We start from the raw sequence: 20,750 nt of genomic DNA on the forward strand, positions 1-20,750 counted from the left end.
CGACGATCACGCACTCAGCGCGTTCTCCCCGTCACGCGCCCGCGCGGGCGCCGTATCGCTGACGATCTGTCCGTTGTCGAGCTTCAGCAGCCGGTCGGCGAGATCGAAATAGCGGTCGTCGTGCGTGATGACGATCACGGCCTTGCCGCGCGCGCGCAGCTCGGGCAGCAATTGCTCGTAGAACACGGCCTTGAACGACGGGTCCTGGTCGGCCGCCCATTCGTCGAACAGGTAGAACGGCCGGTCCTCCAGATACGCGACGACGAGCGCGAGCCGCTTGCGCTGCCCGGTCGACAGCGCGCGATTCGAGAACGCGCCGTCGACGACCTTCACCTTGTGATCGAGCGCGAGCTTCGCGATCAGCGCGTTCGCGCGCGCATCGGCCTGCGCGCGCGCCGGGTCGTCCGGATCCACGATGCCGAGCAGCGCGTCGAACAGATGGAAGTCGTTGAACACCGCGCTGAAGCGCTGCCGGTACGCCGCGCGCTCGCGCCAGCCGATCGGCCGGCCGTCGACCTCGATCGAGCCTTCCTCGGGTTCGTAGAGCCCGGTCAGCACCTTCGCGAGCGTGGTCTTGCCGCTGCCGTTGCCGCCGACGATGAACACCAGCTCGCCGGGCCGGATCGTCAGGTCGATCGGGCCGATCCGGAACATCCGCTCGTCGCGTTCGTGGAAATACGCGTGCGTGACGCCGCGCAGCGTGACGGCGCCGGCCGGCGGCACGTCGGGCGCGTCGCTGGCGGGCGGCACCGTGCGCAGCGCGCCGAATTCGGCCATCACGGCTTCGATGCGCGCGAGCGACACGCGCGCGGCATTGACGGTCGGCAGGTTGTTCAACAGCCCGTCGAGCGGCACCAGCATGAACAGGAACACGACGACGTAGCCGGCGGCCGTGGACGCGTCGGCGTGCACGCCGAGTTGCGGCCAGAACGCGGCGGCGCCGAGGAACACGTAGAACAGGAAGATGATCCAGCCGACGCCGACCGCATACGCGCTGAACGCGCGACGGCGATGGTCGCGCACCTCGCCGATCGCCGTGCCGAGCTGGCCGTCGACGAACTGGCGCGCGCGCGCGTCGTGCAGCTTCAGCTCCTTCGCGCCGGAGAACAGCGAGCCGAGATGGCCGAACAGCCGGTCCTGCGCGCGGCCGGCCGCCTCGAGCGACGCGATCGCGCGGCGATCGCCGGTGTGATAGCCGAGCGAGCCGGCGACGATCGCGGCGAGCGCGAGCACGCACACGGGCCACGACAGCCACGCCAGATAGCCGAGGCAGCCGAACACGATCGAGCCGTGCATCACCAGGTTCGGCAACGCGAAGAACAGCATCGACACGTTGGTCGCGTCGTCGGTGAGCACCGACTGCACGGGCGCCGCGCCGATCCGCTCGATGTCGCGCAGCTCGGCCGCGCCGACGCGCCGCGCGAGATGCACGCGCAGCCGCGCCATCGTGTCCTGCGACAGCCGGGCGAACAGCGTGCCCGACACGATCCGCGTGACGAGCGCGATCACCGCGCACAGCGCGAAGCGCCACGCGAGCGCCGCATCGGCCGCGCCCGGCTGCGCGAGCGCGCGGTTCAACGTCGCGACGAGCAGCACGCTCGCGACGCCGTTGAGCACGCAGGCGGCGAGCGCGAGCGCGAGCGAGGCGCGGCTTTCGCGCAGCAGCGCGAGGATCAGGCGCGCGGCGGGGCGGCCGGGGGAGGCGTCGAGGGACGGCGGGGAAGAGGGCTCGTGGGCGGCTGTCATCGGCAACGTCGGTTAATGAAGGGCAGGCGAGAAGAACTGGTGAAACGCGCGCAACCGGCAGAGCCGGCGCGAACGGCAGCGCTGCGGCAACCGCGCGGTCGCGGCGTCTCTCCCTGATAGACGAACGGGCGCCGCAAATATTTAGCAGCGCAGGCATTTAGCAGCGCGTGCGAACTCGCCACGCGCGGCCTGCGCGCGGCCGTCATGCGCAAAACGGTAAAAAATCGGCCGCGCCGTTCGTCACACCAGTGAAGCCGCCCGAAGCGGCCCCGAGACTTGGCCGAAGCGGCCGGACCGAAGGACTTCACGCACATGACGAGTTTCCCGACTGCGCTGCACCACCGAATCCGCGACCTGGCGCGCCTCGCGCCCGACGCACCCGCGCTCGCCGCGCCTTTCCAGAACGAGCTGCGCCTGTCGCGGCGCGCGCTCGACGCTCAGGCCTCGCTGCTTGCGCGCCGGCTGCGCGCGGCCGGGGTCGGCGCGGAGGTGCGCGTCGGCGTCTGCGTCGAGCGCTCGTGCGAGCTGTTCGTCGCGCTGCTGGCCGTGCTGAAGGCGGGCGGCGTGTTCGTGCCGCTCGATCCGCGCCATCCGGCCGCGCGGCTGGACTGGATCGTGCGCGATGCGCAACTGCGTCACGGCGTCGTCGATGCGGCCGGGCGCGCGGCGCTCGGCGCGCCGTTCGAACACACGTTCGACGTCGCATCGGCGGCAGGCTCAGCCGCCGACGCATCCGCGTTCGACGAGGAAGATGCGCCCGTGCATCCGCGCGCGGCCGCTTACATGATCTACACGTCGGGCTCGACCGGCACGCCGAAGGCGGTCGTCGTCGAGCACGGGCCGCTCGCCGCGCATTGCGACGCGCTGGCCGGCGCGCTGCCGATCGAAGCCGACGACCGGCTGCTGCATTTCGCGTCGGTGAATTTCGATGCAGCGCACGAATGCTGGCTCGCGCCGCTCGCGGTCGGCGCCAGCGTGACGATCGCACCGGCGCAGCCGTTCGCGCCGGACGCCGCGCATGCGCTGATGGTGCGCGAATCGGTCAGCGTGGCCGCGTTTCCGCCCGCGTACCTGCGCGAGTTCGCGAGCGTCGCCGCGCGCGACGGCGTGCCGCCGGCGTTGCGCGTGCTCGCGTTCGGCGGCGAAGCGCTGCCGCAGCAGGCGTTCGACACCGTGCGCCGCACGTTCCCGTCCGTGCGCCTCGTCAACGGCTACGGTCCGACCGAGGCCGTGATCTCGCCGATGCTGTGGCCGGTCGAGCCCGGTGAAACGCCCGCGCTGGACGCCGACGATGCCTACGCGGCGCTGCCGATAGGACGTGCGATCGGCCCGCGCATCGCGCGCATCGACGACGTGGATGGCGACGCCGATGCCTACGCTAATGGCGAGCCCGGCCGCGCCGGCGAGCTGCTGCTCGGCGGCGCATGCATCGCGCGCGGCTATCACGGCCGCGCGGCGCTGACGGCCGAGCGCTTCGTGCCCGACGCGCACGGCGCGCCGGGCGCGCGCGTCTATCGCACCGGCGACCTCGCGCGCCGGCGCGCCGACGGCGCGTTCGACTATCTCGGCCGCGTCGACGATCAGGTGCAGGTGCGCGGCGTGCGCGTGGAGCCGGCGGAGATCGCCGCGTGTCTGCGCACGCACGCGGCAGTCGCCGATGCAGCCGTGATCGCCGAAGCCGTCAACGGGTCGACGCGGCTGATCGCATGCGTCGCGTTGCGCGCTGCCGCGGACGATGCGGACGATGCCGCATTGAAAGCGCACGTCGGCGCCCAGCTGCCGGCCGCGTGGCAGCCGCATCGGTTCGTGCGCTGCGACGCGCTGCCGTACACGCTGAACGGCAAGCTCGATCGCGCCGCGCTGCGCGAACGGATCGCCGCCGCGCAGCGCGCGGACCAGCCCGCCGGCGAGCCGGCGCGCACGGCCACCGAGGCGCATCTCGCCGCGTGCTGGCAGACGCTGCTCGGCCTCGATGCGCCGCCGTCGCGCGACGCGCGCTTTTTCGCGCTCGGCGCGGATTCGCTCGCCGCGATGCAGCTGCAGGCCGCGATCCGCACGCAATGGCGCGTGAACCTGCGGCTCGACGCGCTGTTCGCCGATCCGCTGCTGGCCGAGCTTGCCGCACAGGTCGATCGCGCGGAACGCGAAACCGGCGCGCCGCTCGCCGCGATTCCCGTGCGCGGCGCGCGCGCCGATGCCGATGCAGATTCATCGGCTGCGCCGTACGTCGATCGCGCGGCGTCGCTCGCGCAGCAGCGCTTCTGGGTGCTCGCACAGACGCGCGACGCGGGCGCCGCCTATCACATCGCCGCACACTGGACGATCGACGGCGCGCTCGACCGTGAGGCGCTGCAACGCGCGCTCGATCATGTGATCGGCCGGCACGACGCATGGCGCACCACGCTCGTCGACGACGGCGACGGCATCGTGATGCAGCGCATCCACGCCGCGCTGCCGGTGCCGATCGCGACGGTGGACCTGCGCGAGCTGCCGCCCGCCGCCCGCGATGCGCAGGCCGCGCGCGTGGCCGAACGCGATGCGGGCGCGCCGTTCGATCTGTCGCGCGGGCCGCTGCTGCGCGCGACGCTGGTCGTGCTCGACGACGCGCGTCACCGCCTGTTGCTGACCGCGCATCACGCGATCACCGACGGCTGGAGTTCGCGCTGCGCGTTCGACGAGCTGGCGGCCGCGTATTGCGCGTACGCGCAGCGCCGCGAGCCGTCGTTGCCGGCGCTGCCGATCCAGTATGCGGACTACGCGGACTGGCAGCGCGACATGCTGGCCGGCGGCGAAGGCGAGCGCCAGCTCGCGTACTGGCGCGCGGCGCTGCGCGACGTGCCCGGCCCGCTCGCGTTGCCGACCGACCGCCAGCTGCCCGCGACGCGCACGCAGCACGGCGCGCGCGTGTCCGTGCGCCTGCCTGACGCGGTCGCGGCCGACCTGCGCCAGCTCGCGCGCGACGCGCAGGCCACCGTGTTCACCGTGCTGCTGGCCGCGTTCGATGCGTGGCTCGCGCGCCTGACGGGCGAGACCGACGTGGTCGTCGCGGTGCCGGTCGCGCATCGGCAGCGCGAGGAAACGCGCCGTTTGCTCGGCCTGTTCCTGAACACCGTCGCGCTGCGCGTGCGGGTCGCGCCGACGCAGCCGTTCCGCGCGCTCGTCGAGGCGACGCGCGCGGCCGCGCTCGACGCGGTCGCGCACCAGGACGTGCCGTTCGAGCGCGTCGTCGATGCGGTGAAGCCGCCGGTGCGGCGCGGCGACGAATGGCTGCGCGTGAAGTTCGCCCAGCAGTTCGACGCGCGGCACGACAGCGTATTGCCGGGCGCGAGCGCCGTCGCGACGCCGGGGCCGGATCTCGCCGCGCGCTTCGACTTCGCGCTCGACTTCACCGACGACGCGAGCGGCATCGCGCTCGTCGCCGCCTATGCGACCGACTGCATCGACGCCGACACCGCGCGCGCGTGGCTCGACAGCTATGCCGCGCTCGTCGCGTGCGCCGCGCACGACCCGCAGACCGTCACGGCGGAGCTGCCGTGCGATGCGTCGCCCGCGTCGCGCCAGCCGCGCGACGGCCGCGCGCTGCGCGTCGAGCATGCCGACGTGGTCGCCGCGTTCGCGCGGCAGGCGGCCGCATATCCGCATCGCGTCGCGCTCGCCGATGCATCGGCGTCGCTGACGTTCGCCGAACTCGACGACGCGTCGAACCGCATCGCCCATGCGCTCGCGCTGCGCGGCGTGCGCGCCGAAGCGGCGGTGATCGTCTGCATCGAACGCTCGGCTCGCTTCGTCGCAGCGCTGCTCGGCGCGTTGAAGGCCGGCGCGCTGGCCGTGCTGCTCGATCCGGCGCAGCCTGCCGCGCGCATCGTCGCCGCGGCCGCCGACTGCGGCGCGCGCTGGGCGCTCGTCGCCGATGCCGCTACTGCCGCTACTGCCGCTGCTGCCGCCGCATGGCCGCACGACACGGCCGCGCAGCCGCTCGACGTCGATGCGCTCGCCCAGGATGCGCAGCTCGCGCACGCGGGCGGCGTGCGTGTCGCGCCGCACCCGGAACAGGGCGCTTATCTGATCTATACGTCGGGCTCGACCGGCACGCCGAAGGGCGTCGTCGTCACGCACGGCGCGCTCGCCGACTACGTGCAGGGCATGCTCGACGAGTTCGCGTTCGCACCGGACGCGTCGTTCGCGATGGTCTCGACCGTCGCCGCCGACCTCGGCCACACGACGCTGTTCGGCGCGCTGTGCGCGGGCCGCACGCTGCATCTGCTGCCGGCCGCCTGCGCGTTCGATCCGGATCTGTTCGCGCAGGAAATGCGCGGCCGCGACGTCGGCGTGCTGAAGATCGTGCCGAGCCATCTGCAGGCGCTGCTCGACGCGCGCGTGCCGGCCGACGTGCTGCCGCGCCACGCGCTCGTGACCGGCGGCGAAACGCTCACGTGGGCGCTGGTCGCGCGCGTGGCCGCGCTCGCGCCGGCCTGCCGCGTGATCAATCATTACGGGCCGACCGAGGCGACCGTCGGCGCGATCGCGTGCGACACCGTGTCGATCGCCGCCGACGCGCGCGACGCGGCGAGCGGCGTGCCGCTCGGCACACCGCTGCCGAATGCGCGCGCGCTGGTGCTCGATGCGTTCGGCGCATGCGTGCCGCCCGGTGCGACCGGCGAGCTGTATCTGGGTGGCCCCGGCGTCGCGCGCGGCTATCTGAACCGGCCGGCGCAGACGGCCGAGCGCTTCGTGCCCGATCCGTTCACGCCCGGTGCGCGCCTGTATCGCACCGGCGACCGCGTGCGCCTGCGCGCGGACGGTCGGCTCGCGTTCGTCGGCCGGATCGACGATCAGGTGAAGATTCGCGGCTATCGCGTCGAACCGGGCGAGGTGAGCGCCGCGCTGCGCGCGGCCGGCCCGATCGCGCAGGCGGAAACGCTGGCGATCGAGCACGACGGCCGCATGCGGCTCGCGAGCTTCGTCGTGCTGCGCGACGGCGCCGCGTTCGACGAGGCCGCGGTGCGCGCGACGCTCGGCGCGACGCTGCCCGATTACATGGTGCCCGCGCAGATCGTCGCGCTCGCGCGTCTGCCCGTCACCGCGAACGGCAAGATCGATCGCGTGGCGCTGCGCGCGCTCGCCGCGGCGCCGGTGGCCGCGGCCGGCGGCGACGCGCCGCAGGGGCCGGTCGAAACGGCGCTCGCGCAGGTGTGGCAAGCGGTGCTGAAGGCGCCGCAGGTCGCGCGCGACGACAACTTCTTCGAACTCGGCGGCGACTCGATCCTCGTGCTGCAGGTCATCGCCCGCGCGCGCAAGCTCGGCGTGCGCTTCACGCCGAAGCAGCTGTTCGACGCGCCGACCATCGCCGGGCTCGCGCGCGTCGCCAAGACCGAGGCGGTCGGCGTCACGCCGGCTGCAACGCCGGCGCCGGTCCAGGCCGCCGCGTCCGCGTCGGCACCAGCGCTGCTGACGCCCGCGCAGCAACGCTTCTTCGCGCTCGACGTGCCGCATCCGGGCCACTGGAACCAGTCGGTCGCGTTCGACGTGCGCGGCCCGTTCGACGCCGATGCGTTCGCGCGCGCGTTTGCCGCGGTGCTCGCCCATCACGCTGCGTTCCGCCAGCGCTTCACGCGCGGCGCCGACGGCAGCTGGCGCGCGCACGACGCCGCGCAGCCGTACGACGCGTTGCCGTTCGCCGAGGTCGCCGCGCGCGACGAAGCCGATGCGCTCGCGCGCTTCGACGCATTGCAGCGCCGGCTCGACCTCGGCCGCGGCCCGCTCGCCTGCGCGTGCGCGGCGCGGCTGCCGGACGGCGAGACGCGGCTGTATCTGGCGATTCACCACGCGATCGTCGACGGCGTGTCGTGGCGCATCCTGATCGACGATCTGGACGCCGCCTATCGCGCCGCCTGCGAACGCATGCCGGCGCGACTGTCGCCGCCGGGGCTGCGCGCCGATGCATGGGCCGCGCGGCTCGCGCGTGCCGCGCTCGGGCCGGATGCGCCGTTCGCCGCCGAAGTCGCGTACTGGGCCGGCATGGCGCACGGCGACGCGTTCGCGCCCGATCGTCCCGATGCGCCGGCGACCAACGCCGATGCGGCCGTCGTCGTGCAGACGATCGACGCCGCGCTGACGCGCGCCGCGCTCACCGATGCGCACGCGGCCTATCGCACGCAGACGATCGAGCTGCTGGCGGCGGCGCTCGCCAGCGCGCTGACCGGCGCGGGCCGCGCCGCGGCGTGCCGCATCGAGCTCGAAGGGCACGGCCGCGAGGCGCTGTTCGACGACGCCGACGCGAGCCGCACGATCGGCTGGCTGACGAGCCACTATCCGGTCACGCTACCGGTCGAGGCCGACGCGTGCGCGACGCTGTGCGCGGTCAAGGATACGCTGCGCGCGGTGCCGCACAAGGGGCTCGGCTTCGGCGTGCTCGCGCACTACGGCGACGCGGCGACGCGCGCGGCGCTGGCGGCGGTGCCGCGCCCGCGCGTCACGTTCAACTATCTCGGCCAGTTCGACGCGCCGCGCGACGCGCTGCTGGTGCCGCGCTTCGGCGGCGCCGGCATCGAACGCGACCCGCACGGGCCGCTCGGCAATACGCTGGCGATTCACGCGTACCTCGACACCGACCGCGACGGCGCGCGCACGCTGAAGCTGCACTGGGTGTACGGCGCGCCGCAGTTCGAGCGCGCGACCGTCGATGCGCTCGCCGAACGCTTTGCGCGCGCGCTGCGCGAGCTCGTCGACGCGTGCGCGTCGCGGGTCGCGCGGCGCGGCGGCGGTGCGACGCCGGGCGACTTCCCGCTCGCGCAGGCGGCCGGTCTCACGCAGGCCGCGATCGAGCGCGCCGCGCTCGACTGGCGCACGATCGACGACGTGTATCCGCTGTCGCCGATGCAGCAGGGCATGCTGTTCCATGCGCTGTACGCGCCCGGTCATGCGAGCTACGTGAACCAGCTCGTCGCGCGCGCGACCGCGCTCGACGCCGAGCGCTTCGCGGCCGCGTTCGATGCGGCGCTCGCGCGCCACGACATCCTGCGCACCAGCGTGATACCCGACGAGGCCGCGCCGCTGCAATGCGTGCATCGCGATGCGCGGATGCCGGTCGAGCAGCTCGACTGGCGCGCGCGCGGCGCGACGCTCGACGCGGATTTCGACGCATGGCTGGCCGCCGACCGCGCGCGCGGCTTCGACTGGCGCGAGCCGCCGCTGATGCGCGTCACGCTGATCCGCGTGACGGACGACGCGTGGCGCGTGGTGTGGACGCGTCATCACGTGCTGCTCGACGGCTGGAGCACCGCGCGTCTGCTTGCCGAGGTACTGCGCGACTACCGCGATCCCGACGCGGTGTCGCCGTTCGAGGGCCGCCCGGCGCTGCGCTATCGCGACTTCATCGCGTGGCTCGGCACCCGCGAGCGCGGCGCGGACGAGCGCTTCTGGACCGGGCGGCTCGCGCGCCTCGATGCGCCGACGCTGATCGCCGCGCGCACGGCCGACCGCGCGGCGGCACGGATGACGACGCGGCGCGCGACGATCGCCGCCGACGCGACGGCGCGCGTCACGCAAGCGGCGCGTGCGCTGCAGCTGACCGTCAACACGCTGGTGCAGGGCGCGTGGGCGCTCGCGCTGCAGCGCATGACGCATCAACCGGCCGTCGCGTTCGGCGCGACCGTCGCCGGCCGCCCCGATGCGCTGCCGGACGTCGACGCCGTGCTCGGCCTGTTCATCAACACGCTGCCGGTGATCACCGCGCCCGCGCCGCAGCAGCGCGCGGCGGACTGGCTGCGCGGATTGCAGCGCGACAACGCGGCAGCGGCCGAGCATGCGCATACGCCGCTCACGGACATCCAGCGCTGGGCGCGCGGCGCCGGCGGCGCACTGTTCGACACGCTGGTCGTGTTCGAAAACTATCCGGTCGACGCTGCGGCCGACGACGCCGACCCGCGCGCGCTGCGCTTGAGCGACGTGCGCAGCATCGAAGCGACCGATTTCGCGTTGACGCTCGTGATCGAAAGCGACGCCGAGCTGACGATCGACTACGGCTATGATGCCGCACGCCTCGACGCCGCCGACGTCGACACCTGGCACCGCGCGTTCGCGTGCGCGCTCGACGCGCTGGCCCGCACGCCGGATGCGCTGCTCGGCACGCTGTCGATCGCCGACGACGCGGCATCCGCCGCGCTCGCGCGTGCGCAGCAGACCGCGCGCAGCTGGCCCGACGCACAGCGGCAGCCGCTGCATCTGCAGTTCTCGGCGGCCGCGCGCGCGACGCCCGATGCGATCGCGCTCGAATACGCGCATCCGGTCGACGGCGTGCAGCGCATGAGCTACCGCGAGCTGGACCTGCGCACGTCGCGCGTGGCCGCCGCGCTGCGCCGGCGCGGCGTGCGGCGCGATACGGCGGTCGCGCTGTGCGTCGAGCGCTCGTTCGACATGGTCATGGCGCTGGTCGGCGTGCTGAAGGCCGGCGCCGCCTACCTGCCGGTCGACCCCGACTATCCGGCCGAGCGCATCGCATACCTGCTGCGCGACGCGCGGCCCGCGGTCGTCATCACGCAGCCGCGGCTGCGCGCCCAGGTCGAAGCGGCGCTCGGCAACGGTGCGGCGGCCCAACTGCTCACGGTCGCCGAGCTGCTCGCCGACGGAATGGACGATGCGCACGATGCCGACGCGCCCGCCGTCGTCGACGACGCGCAGCTCGCCTACCTGATCTACACGTCCGGCTCGACCGGCAAGCCGAAGGGCGCCGGCAACACGCACGGCGCGCTGGCGAACCGCATCGCGTGGATGCAGGACGCGTACCGGCTCACGCGCGACGACGTCGTGCTGCACAAGACGCCGTTCGGTTTCGACGTCTCGGTGTGGGAGTTCGTGTGGCCGCTCGCGACCGGCGCGACGCTCGCGATCGCGGCGCCGGGCGAGCACCGCGATCCGGCGCGGCTCGCGGCCGCGATCCACGCGCACGGCGTGACGGTGCTGCATTTCGTGCCGTCGATGCTGGCCGCGTTCGCCGCGTATCTCGACGATTTCGGCGCCGCCGCGCAATGCGATAGCGTGCGCCTGATCGTCGCGAGCGGCGAGGCGCTCGCGCCGGAGCTGGTCGCGAAGGTCGCGCGGCTGCTGCCGGACGCGACGCTCGTCAACCTGTACGGGCCGACGGAAGCCGCGATCGACGTGTCGCACTGGACCTGCAGCGCCGACGACGCGCGCGCGCCCGCGGTGCCGATCGGCCATCCGATCGCGAACCTGCAGCTGCACGTGCTCGATGCGGCGTGGCAGCCGCTGCCGGCCGGCGCGACCGGCGAGCTGTATCTGGCCGGCGCGGGCCTCGCGCGCGGCTATCTCGGCCGCCCGGGCCTGACCGCGGAGCGCTTCGTTCCCGATCCGTTCGTGCCGGGCGCGCGCATGTACCGCACCGGCGACCTCGCGCGCCGGCGCCCGGACGGCGCGCTCGATTATCTCGGGCGCGTCGATACGCAGGTGAAGCTGCGCGGCCAGCGCATCGAGCCCGGCGAAATCGAGGTGCTGCTGCGCGCGGCGCCCGGCGTGCACGACGCGGTCGTGATCGTGCGCGACGAGCAGCTGATCGGCTACGTCGCGCGCGGCGACGCGGGGCCGCTCGACCGTGCGGCGCTGCTCGACGCGCTGTGCGCGCAATTGCCGGCGTACATGGTGCCGTCGCAGCTGATCGAGCTCGATGCGCTGCCGGTCACGCCGAACGGCAAGTGCGACCGCCATGCGTTGCCGGCGCCGCAGCGCGAGGCGGCGGTGGCCGTCGCGCTCGCGACCGACACCGAGCGCGCGCTCGCGGCGATCTGGCAGCGCGTGCTGCACGTCGACGCGATCGGCCGCAACGACGATTTCTTCCAGCTCGGCGGCCATTCGCTGCTCGCGACGCAGGCGCACGCGCAGGCCAACTTGCACTGGGGCCTCGCGCTGCCGCTGCGCACGCTGTTCGACGCACGCACGCTGGCCCGCTGCGCGGCGGCGATCGACGCGGCGTGCGCGGCCCATCGCGACACCGACGCCGCGAGCGCGATCGACGCGCTGCTCGGCGAACTGGAAACCCGCTAAGGACGACGGATGACGAACGCTCAACCCGACTGGCTCGCACTCGCTGCGCGCTTCGCGCAATTGCCCGACGCGCAGCGCGCGGTGTTCATCGACAAGCTCGGCGCCGCGGGGATCGATTTCCGCAGGCTGCCGATCCCGCCGCGCACGCCGCGCGACGATCGCGTCCCGGCATCGTTCGCGCAGACGCGGCTGTGGCTGCACGCGCGGCTGATCGATGCGCCGCACGCGTATCACATCACCGAGCGGCTCGCGCTCGACGGGCCGCTGGATGCGCATGCGCTGCGGCTCGCCTGCGATGCGCTGATCGCGCGCCACGAAGCGCTGCGCACCACTTTCGACGAAACGCAAGACGGCGTCGCGCAGACGATCCACGCGCCGCTGCGCTGCCCGTGGCGCGACACCGATCTCGAGGCGCTGCCGGCCGCGCAGCGGCGCGCGCAGGCCGAGCGCATCGCGACGGCCGACGAAGCCGAGCCGTTCGACCTCGGCACCCCGCCGCTCGTGCGCGTGCATCTGATCCGCTTCGATGCGACGCATCACTGGCTCGCGTTGACGGTTCACCACATCGTGTCCGACGGCTGGTCGTCGGACGTGCTGCTGTTCGAGCTGGCGGCGTTCTACCGTGCCTACGCGTCGGGCGAAGCGGTGTCGCTCGCGCCGCTGCCGATCCAGTACGCGGACTATGCGCTGTGGCAGCGCCGCTGGCTCGATGCCGGCGAGCGCGAGCGCCAGCTCGCGTTCTGGCGCGCGCGGCTCGATCCGCAACGCGGCGTGCTCACGCTGCCCGGTGCGGCCGCGCGGCCGGCGCGCCGCAGCGCGCGCGGCGCACGTCACGGGTTCTCGCTCGATGCGCGCCTCGGTGCGCGGCTGCGGGCGTTCGCGGCCGACGCGGGCGCGACGCCGTTCGCGGTGCTGCTCGCGGCGCTCGACGCGCTGCTCGCGCGGGCGACCGGCGACGCGCGGATCTGCATCGGCGTGCCGGCCGCGAACCGCGAACGCGCGGAGACGGCCGGCCTGATCGGCTTCTTCGTCAACACGCTCGCGATCGACGTCGACGTGCCGGCGCACGGCGATTTCGCGTCGCTGGTCGCGCGCACGCAACGCGCGCTCGTCGATGCGCAGATGCATCAGGACGTGCCGTTCGAGCAGGTCGTCGACGCGCTCGGCGTGCCGCGCAGCGCGAGCCATCATCCGCTGTTCCAGGTGATGGCCGCCTACGGCGAGCGCCGCGCGCCGCCCGCGCTCGGCGCGGCGTCGGCCGCATGGCTGCCGTCCGGCACGCCGTCCGCGAAATTCGACCTGACGCTCGCCGTCGAAGCGACGCCCGACGGCGCCTTCGACACCGCGTTCATCTATGCGCTGGACCTGTTCGACGCCGCCGCGATCGCGCGGCTCGCCGCGCGCTTCGTCACGCTGCTCGACGCCGCGCTCGCGCAGCCTGCCGCGCCGATCGGCGAGCTCGACTGGCTGCCGGCCGACGAGCTCGCGCAACTGTTCGCATGGAATGCGCCGGCCGGCGCGGCCGACGCCGAGCCGTTCGTGCCGGTGCACGCGCGCATCGCCGCGCATGCGCGCAAGCGGCCCGACGCACGCGGCGTCGCCGATATCGAGCGCGCGCTGACGCGCGGCGAGGTCGACGCGCGTGCCGCGCGCATCGCACGCAACCTGGTCGCGGCCGGTGTGCGGCCCGAGATGCGCGTAGGCGTCGCGCTACAGCGCTCGGTCGATCTGCTGGTCGCGCTGATCGCGGTGCTGAAGTCGGGCGCGGCGTTCGTGCCGCTCGATCCCGCGCACCCGCGCGAACGGCTCGCGCAGATCGTCGGCGACGCGGGCATCGCGCACGTGCTGACCGACCGCGCGAGCGCCGCGTCGCTGCCCGCGCTGTCCGGGCTGCGCATCTGGCATGCGGATGAAGTCGAGGCGCTCGACGAAGCGCCGCACGTCGGACTGCCCGACGTGCTGCCCGGTCATGCGGCCTACGTGATCTATACGTCGGGCTCGACCGGCACGCCGAAGGGCGTGATCGTCGATCACGCGGCGTTCGCGCGCCATTGCGTCGCGATCGCCGAACGCTACGGCGTGCGCGAAAGCGACGTATTCCTGCTGTTCCAGTCGGTCAACTTCGACGGCGCGCACGAAGGCTGGTTTTCGCAATACCTGTCGGGCGCCGCAGTGTCGATCACCGCCGACGTGCTGTGGCCGCCCGCGCAGACCTGCGCGATGATGGCGCGCGACGGCGTGACGATGACCTACGTGCCGCCGGGCTGCGCCGCGCAGCTCGCCGAATGGGCGCTCGCGCACGGCGCGCCGCCGACGCTGCGCTCGTTGACCGTCGGCGGCGAGGCGACGTCGCGCGAAGCGTTCGCGATGCTGCGCCGCGCGATGCCGAACGTGCGCGTGGTGAACGGCTACGGCCCGACCGAAACCGTGATCACGCCGACGCTGTGGATGTTCGCGCCCGGCGACGATCTCGCGAAGCTTGGCGATGCGGCCTATCTGCCGATCGGCACGCTGGTCGGCGCGCGCACCGCGCACGTGCTCGACGCGCGGTTGCGGCCGCTGCCGGTCGGCGTGATCGGCGAGCTGTATCTGGGCGGCGAGGGGATCGGCGTCGCGCGCGGCTATCTCGATCGTCCGGCGTTGACGGCCGAGCGCTTCGTGCCCGATCCGTACGGCGCGCCCGGCGCGCGGCTGTATCGCACCGGCGATCTGGTGCGGCGTCGCGCGGACGGCGTGTTCGACTTCATCGGCCGTGTCGATCATCAGGTGAAGCTGCGCGGGCTGCGCATCGAGCTCGGCGAAATCGAGGCGCAACTGGCCGCGCACGATGCGGTGCGCGAAGCGTGCGCGGTCGTGCACGGGCAGGGCGCGCATGCGCAGCTCGTCGCCTACGTCGAGCTGAGCGCCGATGCACGGGCGGATACACAGCCCGTCGACGCGGCGACGCTCGATGCGCACCTGCGCCGCATGCTGCCCGACTACATGGTGCCCGCGCAACTGATCGTGCTGGACGCGCTGCCGCGCAACGCGAACAGCAAGGTCGATCGCGCGCGGTTGCCCGCGCCGGTGCGCGTCGAGCGCGCATACGAGGCGCCGCATGATGGCGACGAAGCCGCGCTCGCGGCGATCTGGCGCGACGTGCTGAACGTCGAGCGCGTCGGCCGCGGCGACCACTTCTTCGAGCTTGGCGGCCATTCGCTCGCCGCGGTGCGCGTGGCGACGCGCGTGGCCGAACGGCTCGGCCGCGACGTGCCGGTGCGCGCGCTGTTCGAGGCGCCGGTGCTCGCGCAATATGCGGCGCAGCTCGCCGATGCGCCGCGTGCGGCGCACGCCCGCAGCGCGTCGCACACCGCCGCCGCGGTGAAGCCCGACGCCGACGGCGTGTGGCCGCTGTCGCCCGCGCAGCTCGCGCTGTGGTTCCTGTGGCGCGCGCAGCCGGACAACGCCGCCTACAACATTCCGCTCGCGCTGCGCGTGCGCGGGCCGCTCGACGTCGACGCGTTGCGCGCGGCGTTTGCGGCGGCTGCCGCCGCGCATCCCGCACTGCGCACGCGGCTCGTCGCGCGCGCCGGCATGCTGCCGGGCCAGCGCGTCGCACCGGTTACGCCGGTCACGTTACCGCTCGTCGACGTCGCTACGCAGCCCGACGCGCTCGAGCGCGCGGCGCAGCTGACGGCCGCCGACGCGCTCACGCCGTTCGACCTCGAAGCCGATGCGCCGCTGTGGCGCGCGCGCGTCGTGCGGCTCGGCACGCACGATCATGTGCTGTCGGTGGTGATCCATCACATCGTGTCGGATGGCGAATCGATCGAGTTGTGGCTCGACGCCGTGCGGGCGCGCTATGTCGAACACGTGCGCGGCGCAACCGCATCGGCATCGGCACCCGCCACGACGCCGCTGCCGCGCACGTCGCTCGTGCTCCCGCCGCCGTGCGCGGCAGCGCGCGTCGCGTACTGGCGCGACGCGCTCGCCGATCTGCCGCCGCGCGTGCTGCCGCAGCGTGCGGATGCGCCGGCCGTTCCGCAATGGCGGGCCGCGCGCATCGCGATCGAATTCGACCCGACGACGATCCGGGCGGCGTGCGACGCCGCAACGGCCGCGCGTGCGACGTTGCCGATGCTGCTGCACGCGGCGCTCAACACCGCGCTGTTCCGCGTGACGGGCGCGGCCGACCAGCCGGTCGGCGTGCTCGCGTCGACGCGCGAGCTGGCGGGCGACGCGGCGCACGATGCGCTCGGCCTGTTCATCAACGCGGTGGTCGTGCGCACGCGGCTCGACGCGACGGCGAGCCGCGCCGACGTGCTCGCGCAGCTGCGTGACACCGCGCTCGCCGCGTATGCGCATGCGGACGTGCCGTTCGCTGACGTCGTCGCCGCGCTGCACGCGCCGCGCGCCGCCGAGGCCAATCCGCTGTTCCAGGTGATGTTCAACTACCTGCGGCCGAGCGGCGCCGCGACGCGCGACTGGGCCGGCCTGACGCTCACCGAATTCGACGACGTGCGCCATCGCGTGGTGTTCACGCTCGAGCTGGACGTCGTCGAGCATCCGGACGGCCGCGTGAGCGCCGCGTTCTCGTATGCGGACGAACTGCTCGACGCTGCGTTCGTCGCTGCGCTCGTCGACGTCTATCACGACGAGCTCGCGCGTTTCGCCGTCGCGCCCGAGGCGCGGCTCGGCGTGCCGGATGCGCGGTTCGCGGCGTCGACGGCCGCGCGGGCGCGCGTGGCCGACACGGCGCCGCAACGCGACGCGACGCCGCAAGCGCGCCACGCCGTAGCCGCACTGGCCGCGCTGTGGTCCGACACGTTTGCGTGCGCCGCACCGCCGCCCGATGCCGATCTGTTCGCCGCCGGCGCGACCTCGTTCGACGTCGTGCGTTTCGTCGACGCGGCGTGCCGCGCCGGTCACGCGCTGACGGTCGCCGACGTGTTCGCCGCGCCGACGCTCGCCGCGCTCGGCGCGCGGCTCGACTCGCCGGCCGAAACGGCGCAGGAGGCGCGCGATGCCGGCTGAAGTGCGTGCGAACCGCTTCGCGCGATTCGATACCCGTCGCGTCGCGTTTCCGCCCGGCCGCCGCGCCGTGCGCGAGACGCGCCGACATCCGCGTCGTGCAGCCGCCGTGCCTGCGCGCGCGGCGCAACACGTTGTTCGCCGGCCGTCATCGTCGACGGGCCGGTTCTACCGACAAGGGAGCTGAGAGACATGCAGAGAGAAACCGTATTCGACCTGATCGGCGTCGGCTTCGGGCCGTCTAACCTCGCGCTGGCGGTGCGTATCGCGGAACGCGGCGACGGCGCGCGCCCGCTCGCGCAGTGCTTCGTCGAGCGCCAGCCCGCGTTCGGCTGGCACCGCGGCATGCTGCTCGACGACTGCCGGATGCAGATCTCGTTTCTGAAGGATCTCGTCACGATGCGCGATCCGACGAGCCGCTACACGTTCATCAACTACCTGTTCGAACGCGGCCGGCTCAACGAATTCGTGAACCTGAAGAACTTCTATCCGACCCGCGTCGAATTCCACGACTACCTCAGCTGGGTCGCCGACGCGTTCGGCCGGCACGTGCACTACGGCGAGACCGTCACCGCGATCGAGCCCGTGCACGGCGACGGCGCGCGCGTCGACGCGCTGCGCGTGCTGTCGTGCGACGCGGCCGGCCGCGAGCGCCAGCGCGTCACGCGCGCGCTGTCGGTCGGCGTCGGCGGCACGCCGGCGGTGCCCGAGGCGTTCGCCGCGCTCGGCCGCGATCGCGTAATCCATTCGTCGTCGTATCTCGCCGACATCGAGCGCCTCGTCGCGGCGCCGGACGGCGCACGCCGCCGCGTCGCGGTGATCGGCGCGGGGCAGAGCGCGGCCGAGGTGTTCGTCGATCTCGCGCGCCGTTTCCCGCACGTCAACGCGAGCCTCGTGATGCGCGCGGGCGCATTGAAGCCGGCCGACGACAGCCCGTTCGTCAACGAGATCTTCAGCCCCGAGTTCACCGACGTCGTCTACGCGCAGCCGCACGACGCGCGACGCGCGCTGCTCGAACGCTATCGCGACACCAACTACGCAGTGGTCGACCGGCCGCTGATCGAGCAGATCTACGAAATGCTGTACCTGCAGCGCATCGACGGCGCGCCGCGCCATGCGCTGCTGGCGAACCGCGCGATCGAGGGCGTGCAGCGCGGCGCCGACGGCCGCATCGAGCTGACGCTGCGCGACCGGATGAACGGCAGCACGCGCGTCGAGCGCTTCGACGCGCTCGTGCTCGCGACCGGCTACCGGCGCGATACGCATACGACGTTGCTCGACGGGCTCGCGCCGTATCTCGGCGAGGCGCTCGCGCGCGGCGAGGTCGCGCGCGACTACCGGCTCGCGACGCCCGAGCACTTCACGCCGCGCATCTACCTGCAAGGCTGCTGCGAGGACAGCCACGGGCTGTCGGACACGCTGCTGTCGGTGCTGGCGCGCCGCGCGGACGAGATCTGCAGGTCGCTCGAGGAGGCGGCGTCGCTCGCCCGCGACGACGACGCGGGCCTGCCGCGACACGAACAACGACATCAAGACGGGGCGAGCGCGGGCCGGATGGCTTGCGCTCTTTGACAAAGGTGCGGTCGATGACCGCATGAATAAACGGGAGCAGAGCAACATGGAGTGGGCAACAGGCACGCGTTTGCGTGCGATCGCAGCGGCAGCGAGCGTCGCGTTCGGGATGGCGGCGGGGCACGCGTTCGCGCAGACGCCAGCCGCTGCAGGCGCGCAGAACGGCGTGCAGGACGGTGGATCGGCCGCTACGCCGGTCGCTGCGCCGAAGGGCACGGCGGTAGGCACGGCGGTAGGCACGGCGGCCGGAAGCGCCGCCGGCACGCTGCCGGCGATCACCGTCAAAGCGAGCGCGGCCGGCGACGGCACGGTCGGGCTCGTCGCGAAGCGCAGCCGCACCGGCACCAAGACCGACACGGCGCTCGACGAGATCCCGCAGACGATCAACGTCGTCACCGCGCAGCAGATCGAGATGACCGGCGCGACCGACGTGAACGCCGCGCTGCGCTACGTGCCGGGCTTCTCGTCGTACGGCTCGGACAACCGCTCCGACTGGTACGCGGCGCTGCGCGGCTTCACGCCGACCGCGTTCGTGAACGGGCTGCAGGTGCCGAACACGCTGAACCTGTCGAGCTGGCGCGTCGATCCGTACATGATCGACAGCATCACCGTGCTGCGCGGGCCGACGTCGGTGCTGTACGGCGCGGGCGACCCCGGCGCGATCATCGACGTGCAGACCAAGACGGCCGACGGCGAGCGCGTGCGCGAAGCCGGCGTGCAGTTCGGCAACTATGCGCGCAAGCAGTTCATGATCGACGTCGGCGACAAGCTCGATGCGGACGGCAAGTATGCGTACCGCTTCGTCGGCGTCGCGCGCGACGGCAACGCGTTGACGGGGCCGAACAACGACCAGCGCGTCGCGCTCGCGCCGTCGTTCCGCTGGCGCCCGGACGCCGACACGTCGCTGACGCTGTCGGCCACCTACCTGCAGGACTGGGGCGACATCTCGTCGAACTTCCTGCCCGCGCAGGGCACCGTGTTGCCGAACCCGAACGGGCAGCTCGACAAGGACGTCTACGGCGGCGACCCGAACTTCAACTACTACCGCAAGAAGCAGTGGTCGCTCGGCTATCAGTTCGAGCGCAACCTGAATTCGATGTGGACGTTCCGCCAGAACGTGCGCTGGATGCACCTGTCGCTCGACAACGGCTCGGTGTTCGGCGCGGGCTTCGCGGACGGCAGCCTCACCGACATCAACCGCTGGGCCGGCGTGTTCCAGACCAACTACAGCCGCTTCGACATCGACAACAACCTGCAGGGCCGCTTCGGCACCGGGCCGTTCGAGCACACGCTGCTGCTCGGCTTCCAGTACAACCGGCAGACCGCGACCGACAGCGAATGGCTGGCCGCCGCGCCGACGCTGAACCTCTACAACCCGGTCTACACGCCGGTCACGCTGTCGGTGTTTTCGCCGCCGAACACGACGTACCGCACCAACACGTACACGACGATGAACACGTTCGGTCTGTACGCGCAGGACCAGATCAAGTGGAACCGCTGGACGCTGACGCTCGGCGGCCGCGAGGACTGGGTCAATCAGCGGATGGACGACCGCGCGGGCGGCACGCAGTCGAAGGCCGACGTCACCGCATTCACCGGCCGCGTGGGCCTCACGTACCAGGGCGACTACGGGCTGTCGCCGTACGTCAGCTACGCGACCTCGTTCAACCCGCTGATCGGCGTGAACCTGTACGGCGGCGGCCTGCCGCAGCCGACCCGCGGCAAGCAGATCGAGGCCGGGCTGCGCTGGCAGCCGCCCGGCAAGAACCTGATGCTGAGCGCGGCGATCTACCAGATCAACCAGACCAACGTGTTGACGCCGACGCCGACCAACCTCGACCCGGCCGGCACGACGTCGATCCAGACCGGCGAAGTGCGCTCGCGCGGCATCGAGCTGAACGCGACCGGCAAGCTCACGCGCAACCTGTCGCTGATCGCGTCGTACGTCTATCAGGACGTGAAGAACGTGCAGGCCAACGACGCGTCGCTGAACAACTGGCCGGTCGACATCCCGCGGCCGCGCCAGATGGCGTCGCTGTGGGCCGACTGGACCTGGCACACGGGCCCGCTCGCGGGCTTCGGCCTGGGCGGCGGCGTGCGTTACCAGAGCGCGGTGGCCGGCGCGGCCGACAACTCGCTCACCGTCGCGAGCTACACGCTGTACGACGCTGGCGTGCATTACGACACGCGCAACTGGCGCTTCGCCGTGAACGGCACGAACCTGTTCAACCGCCACTACATCAGCGGTTGCCAGTCGACCAGCGTCTGCATCTTCGGCACCGATCGCACCGTGATCGCCACCGCGAAATACAACTGGTGACGCCGCGCGTCGCGGCGTGCGGGCCGGCCTTCGAGCCGGCGCGTGC

At 72.9% G+C, this 20,750-nt stretch carries 5 protein-coding genes; 4 read left to right on the forward strand and 1 reads right to left on the reverse strand.

What is annotated here, in order from left to right; genetic code table 11:
- Positions 1-6: 6 nt before the first annotated feature.
- Positions 7-1,746, reverse strand: a complete 1,740-nt coding sequence (locus EX20_RS07380; protein ID WP_034193116.1) for a cyclic peptide export ABC transporter — start codon at positions 1,744-1,746, stop codon at positions 7-9.
- A gap of 312 nt (positions 1,747-2,058) precedes the next feature.
- On the opposite strand from EX20_RS07380, the gene EX20_RS07385 reads away from it, so the two are divergent.
- The 4 genes from EX20_RS07385 (at position 2,059) to EX20_RS07400 (ending at position 20,704) form a co-directional block, all read left to right on the forward strand.
- Positions 2,059-11,802, forward strand: a complete 9,744-nt coding sequence (locus tag EX20_RS07385) for a non-ribosomal peptide synthetase (protein WP_034193192.1) — start codon at positions 2,059-2,061, stop codon at positions 11,800-11,802.
- Positions 11,803-11,811: 9 nt separating this feature from the next.
- On the forward strand, positions 11,812-16,815 hold the full coding sequence (locus EX20_RS07390; protein ID WP_034193117.1) for a non-ribosomal peptide synthetase: 5,004 nt from the start codon (positions 11,812-11,814) through the stop codon (positions 16,813-16,815).
- A 189-nt stretch (positions 16,816-17,004) separates the two neighbouring features.
- Positions 17,005-18,384 (forward strand): lysine N(6)-hydroxylase/L-ornithine N(5)-oxygenase family protein, encoded by a 1,380-nt coding sequence (locus EX20_RS07395; RefSeq protein WP_034193118.1) that lies wholly within the window; start codon positions 17,005-17,007, stop codon positions 18,382-18,384.
- Positions 18,385-18,430: 46 nt separating this feature from the next.
- Positions 18,431-20,704, forward strand: coding sequence for a TonB-dependent siderophore receptor (locus EX20_RS07400; protein ID WP_034193119.1), 2,274 nt, complete (start codon positions 18,431-18,433; stop codon positions 20,702-20,704).
- Positions 20,705-20,750 lie beyond the last annotated feature (46 nt).

The sequence above is a fragment of the Burkholderia sp. WP42 genome (assembly GCF_000745665.1).
In the GTDB taxonomy this organism is placed as follows: Bacteria; Pseudomonadota; Gammaproteobacteria; order Burkholderiales; family Burkholderiaceae; genus Burkholderia; species Burkholderia vietnamiensis.

Excerpts from the sequence above, each read along its gene's own strand:
- EX20_RS07380 (WP_034193116.1), bottom strand. The coding sequence starts at position 1,746 with ATGACAGCCGCCCACGAGCCCTCTTCCCCGCCGTCCCTCGACGCCTCC.
- EX20_RS07385 (WP_034193192.1), top strand. The coding sequence starts at position 2,059 with ATGACGAGTTTCCCGACTGCGCTGCACCACCGAATCCGCGACCTGGCG.
- EX20_RS07390 (WP_034193117.1), top strand. The coding sequence starts at position 11,812 with ATGACGAACGCTCAACCCGACTGGCTCGCACTCGCTGCGCGCTTCGCG.
- EX20_RS07395 (WP_034193118.1), top strand. The coding sequence starts at position 17,005 with ATGCAGAGAGAAACCGTATTCGACCTGATCGGCGTCGGCTTCGGGCCG.
- EX20_RS07400 (WP_034193119.1), top strand. The coding sequence starts at position 18,431 with ATGGAGTGGGCAACAGGCACGCGTTTGCGTGCGATCGCAGCGGCAGCG.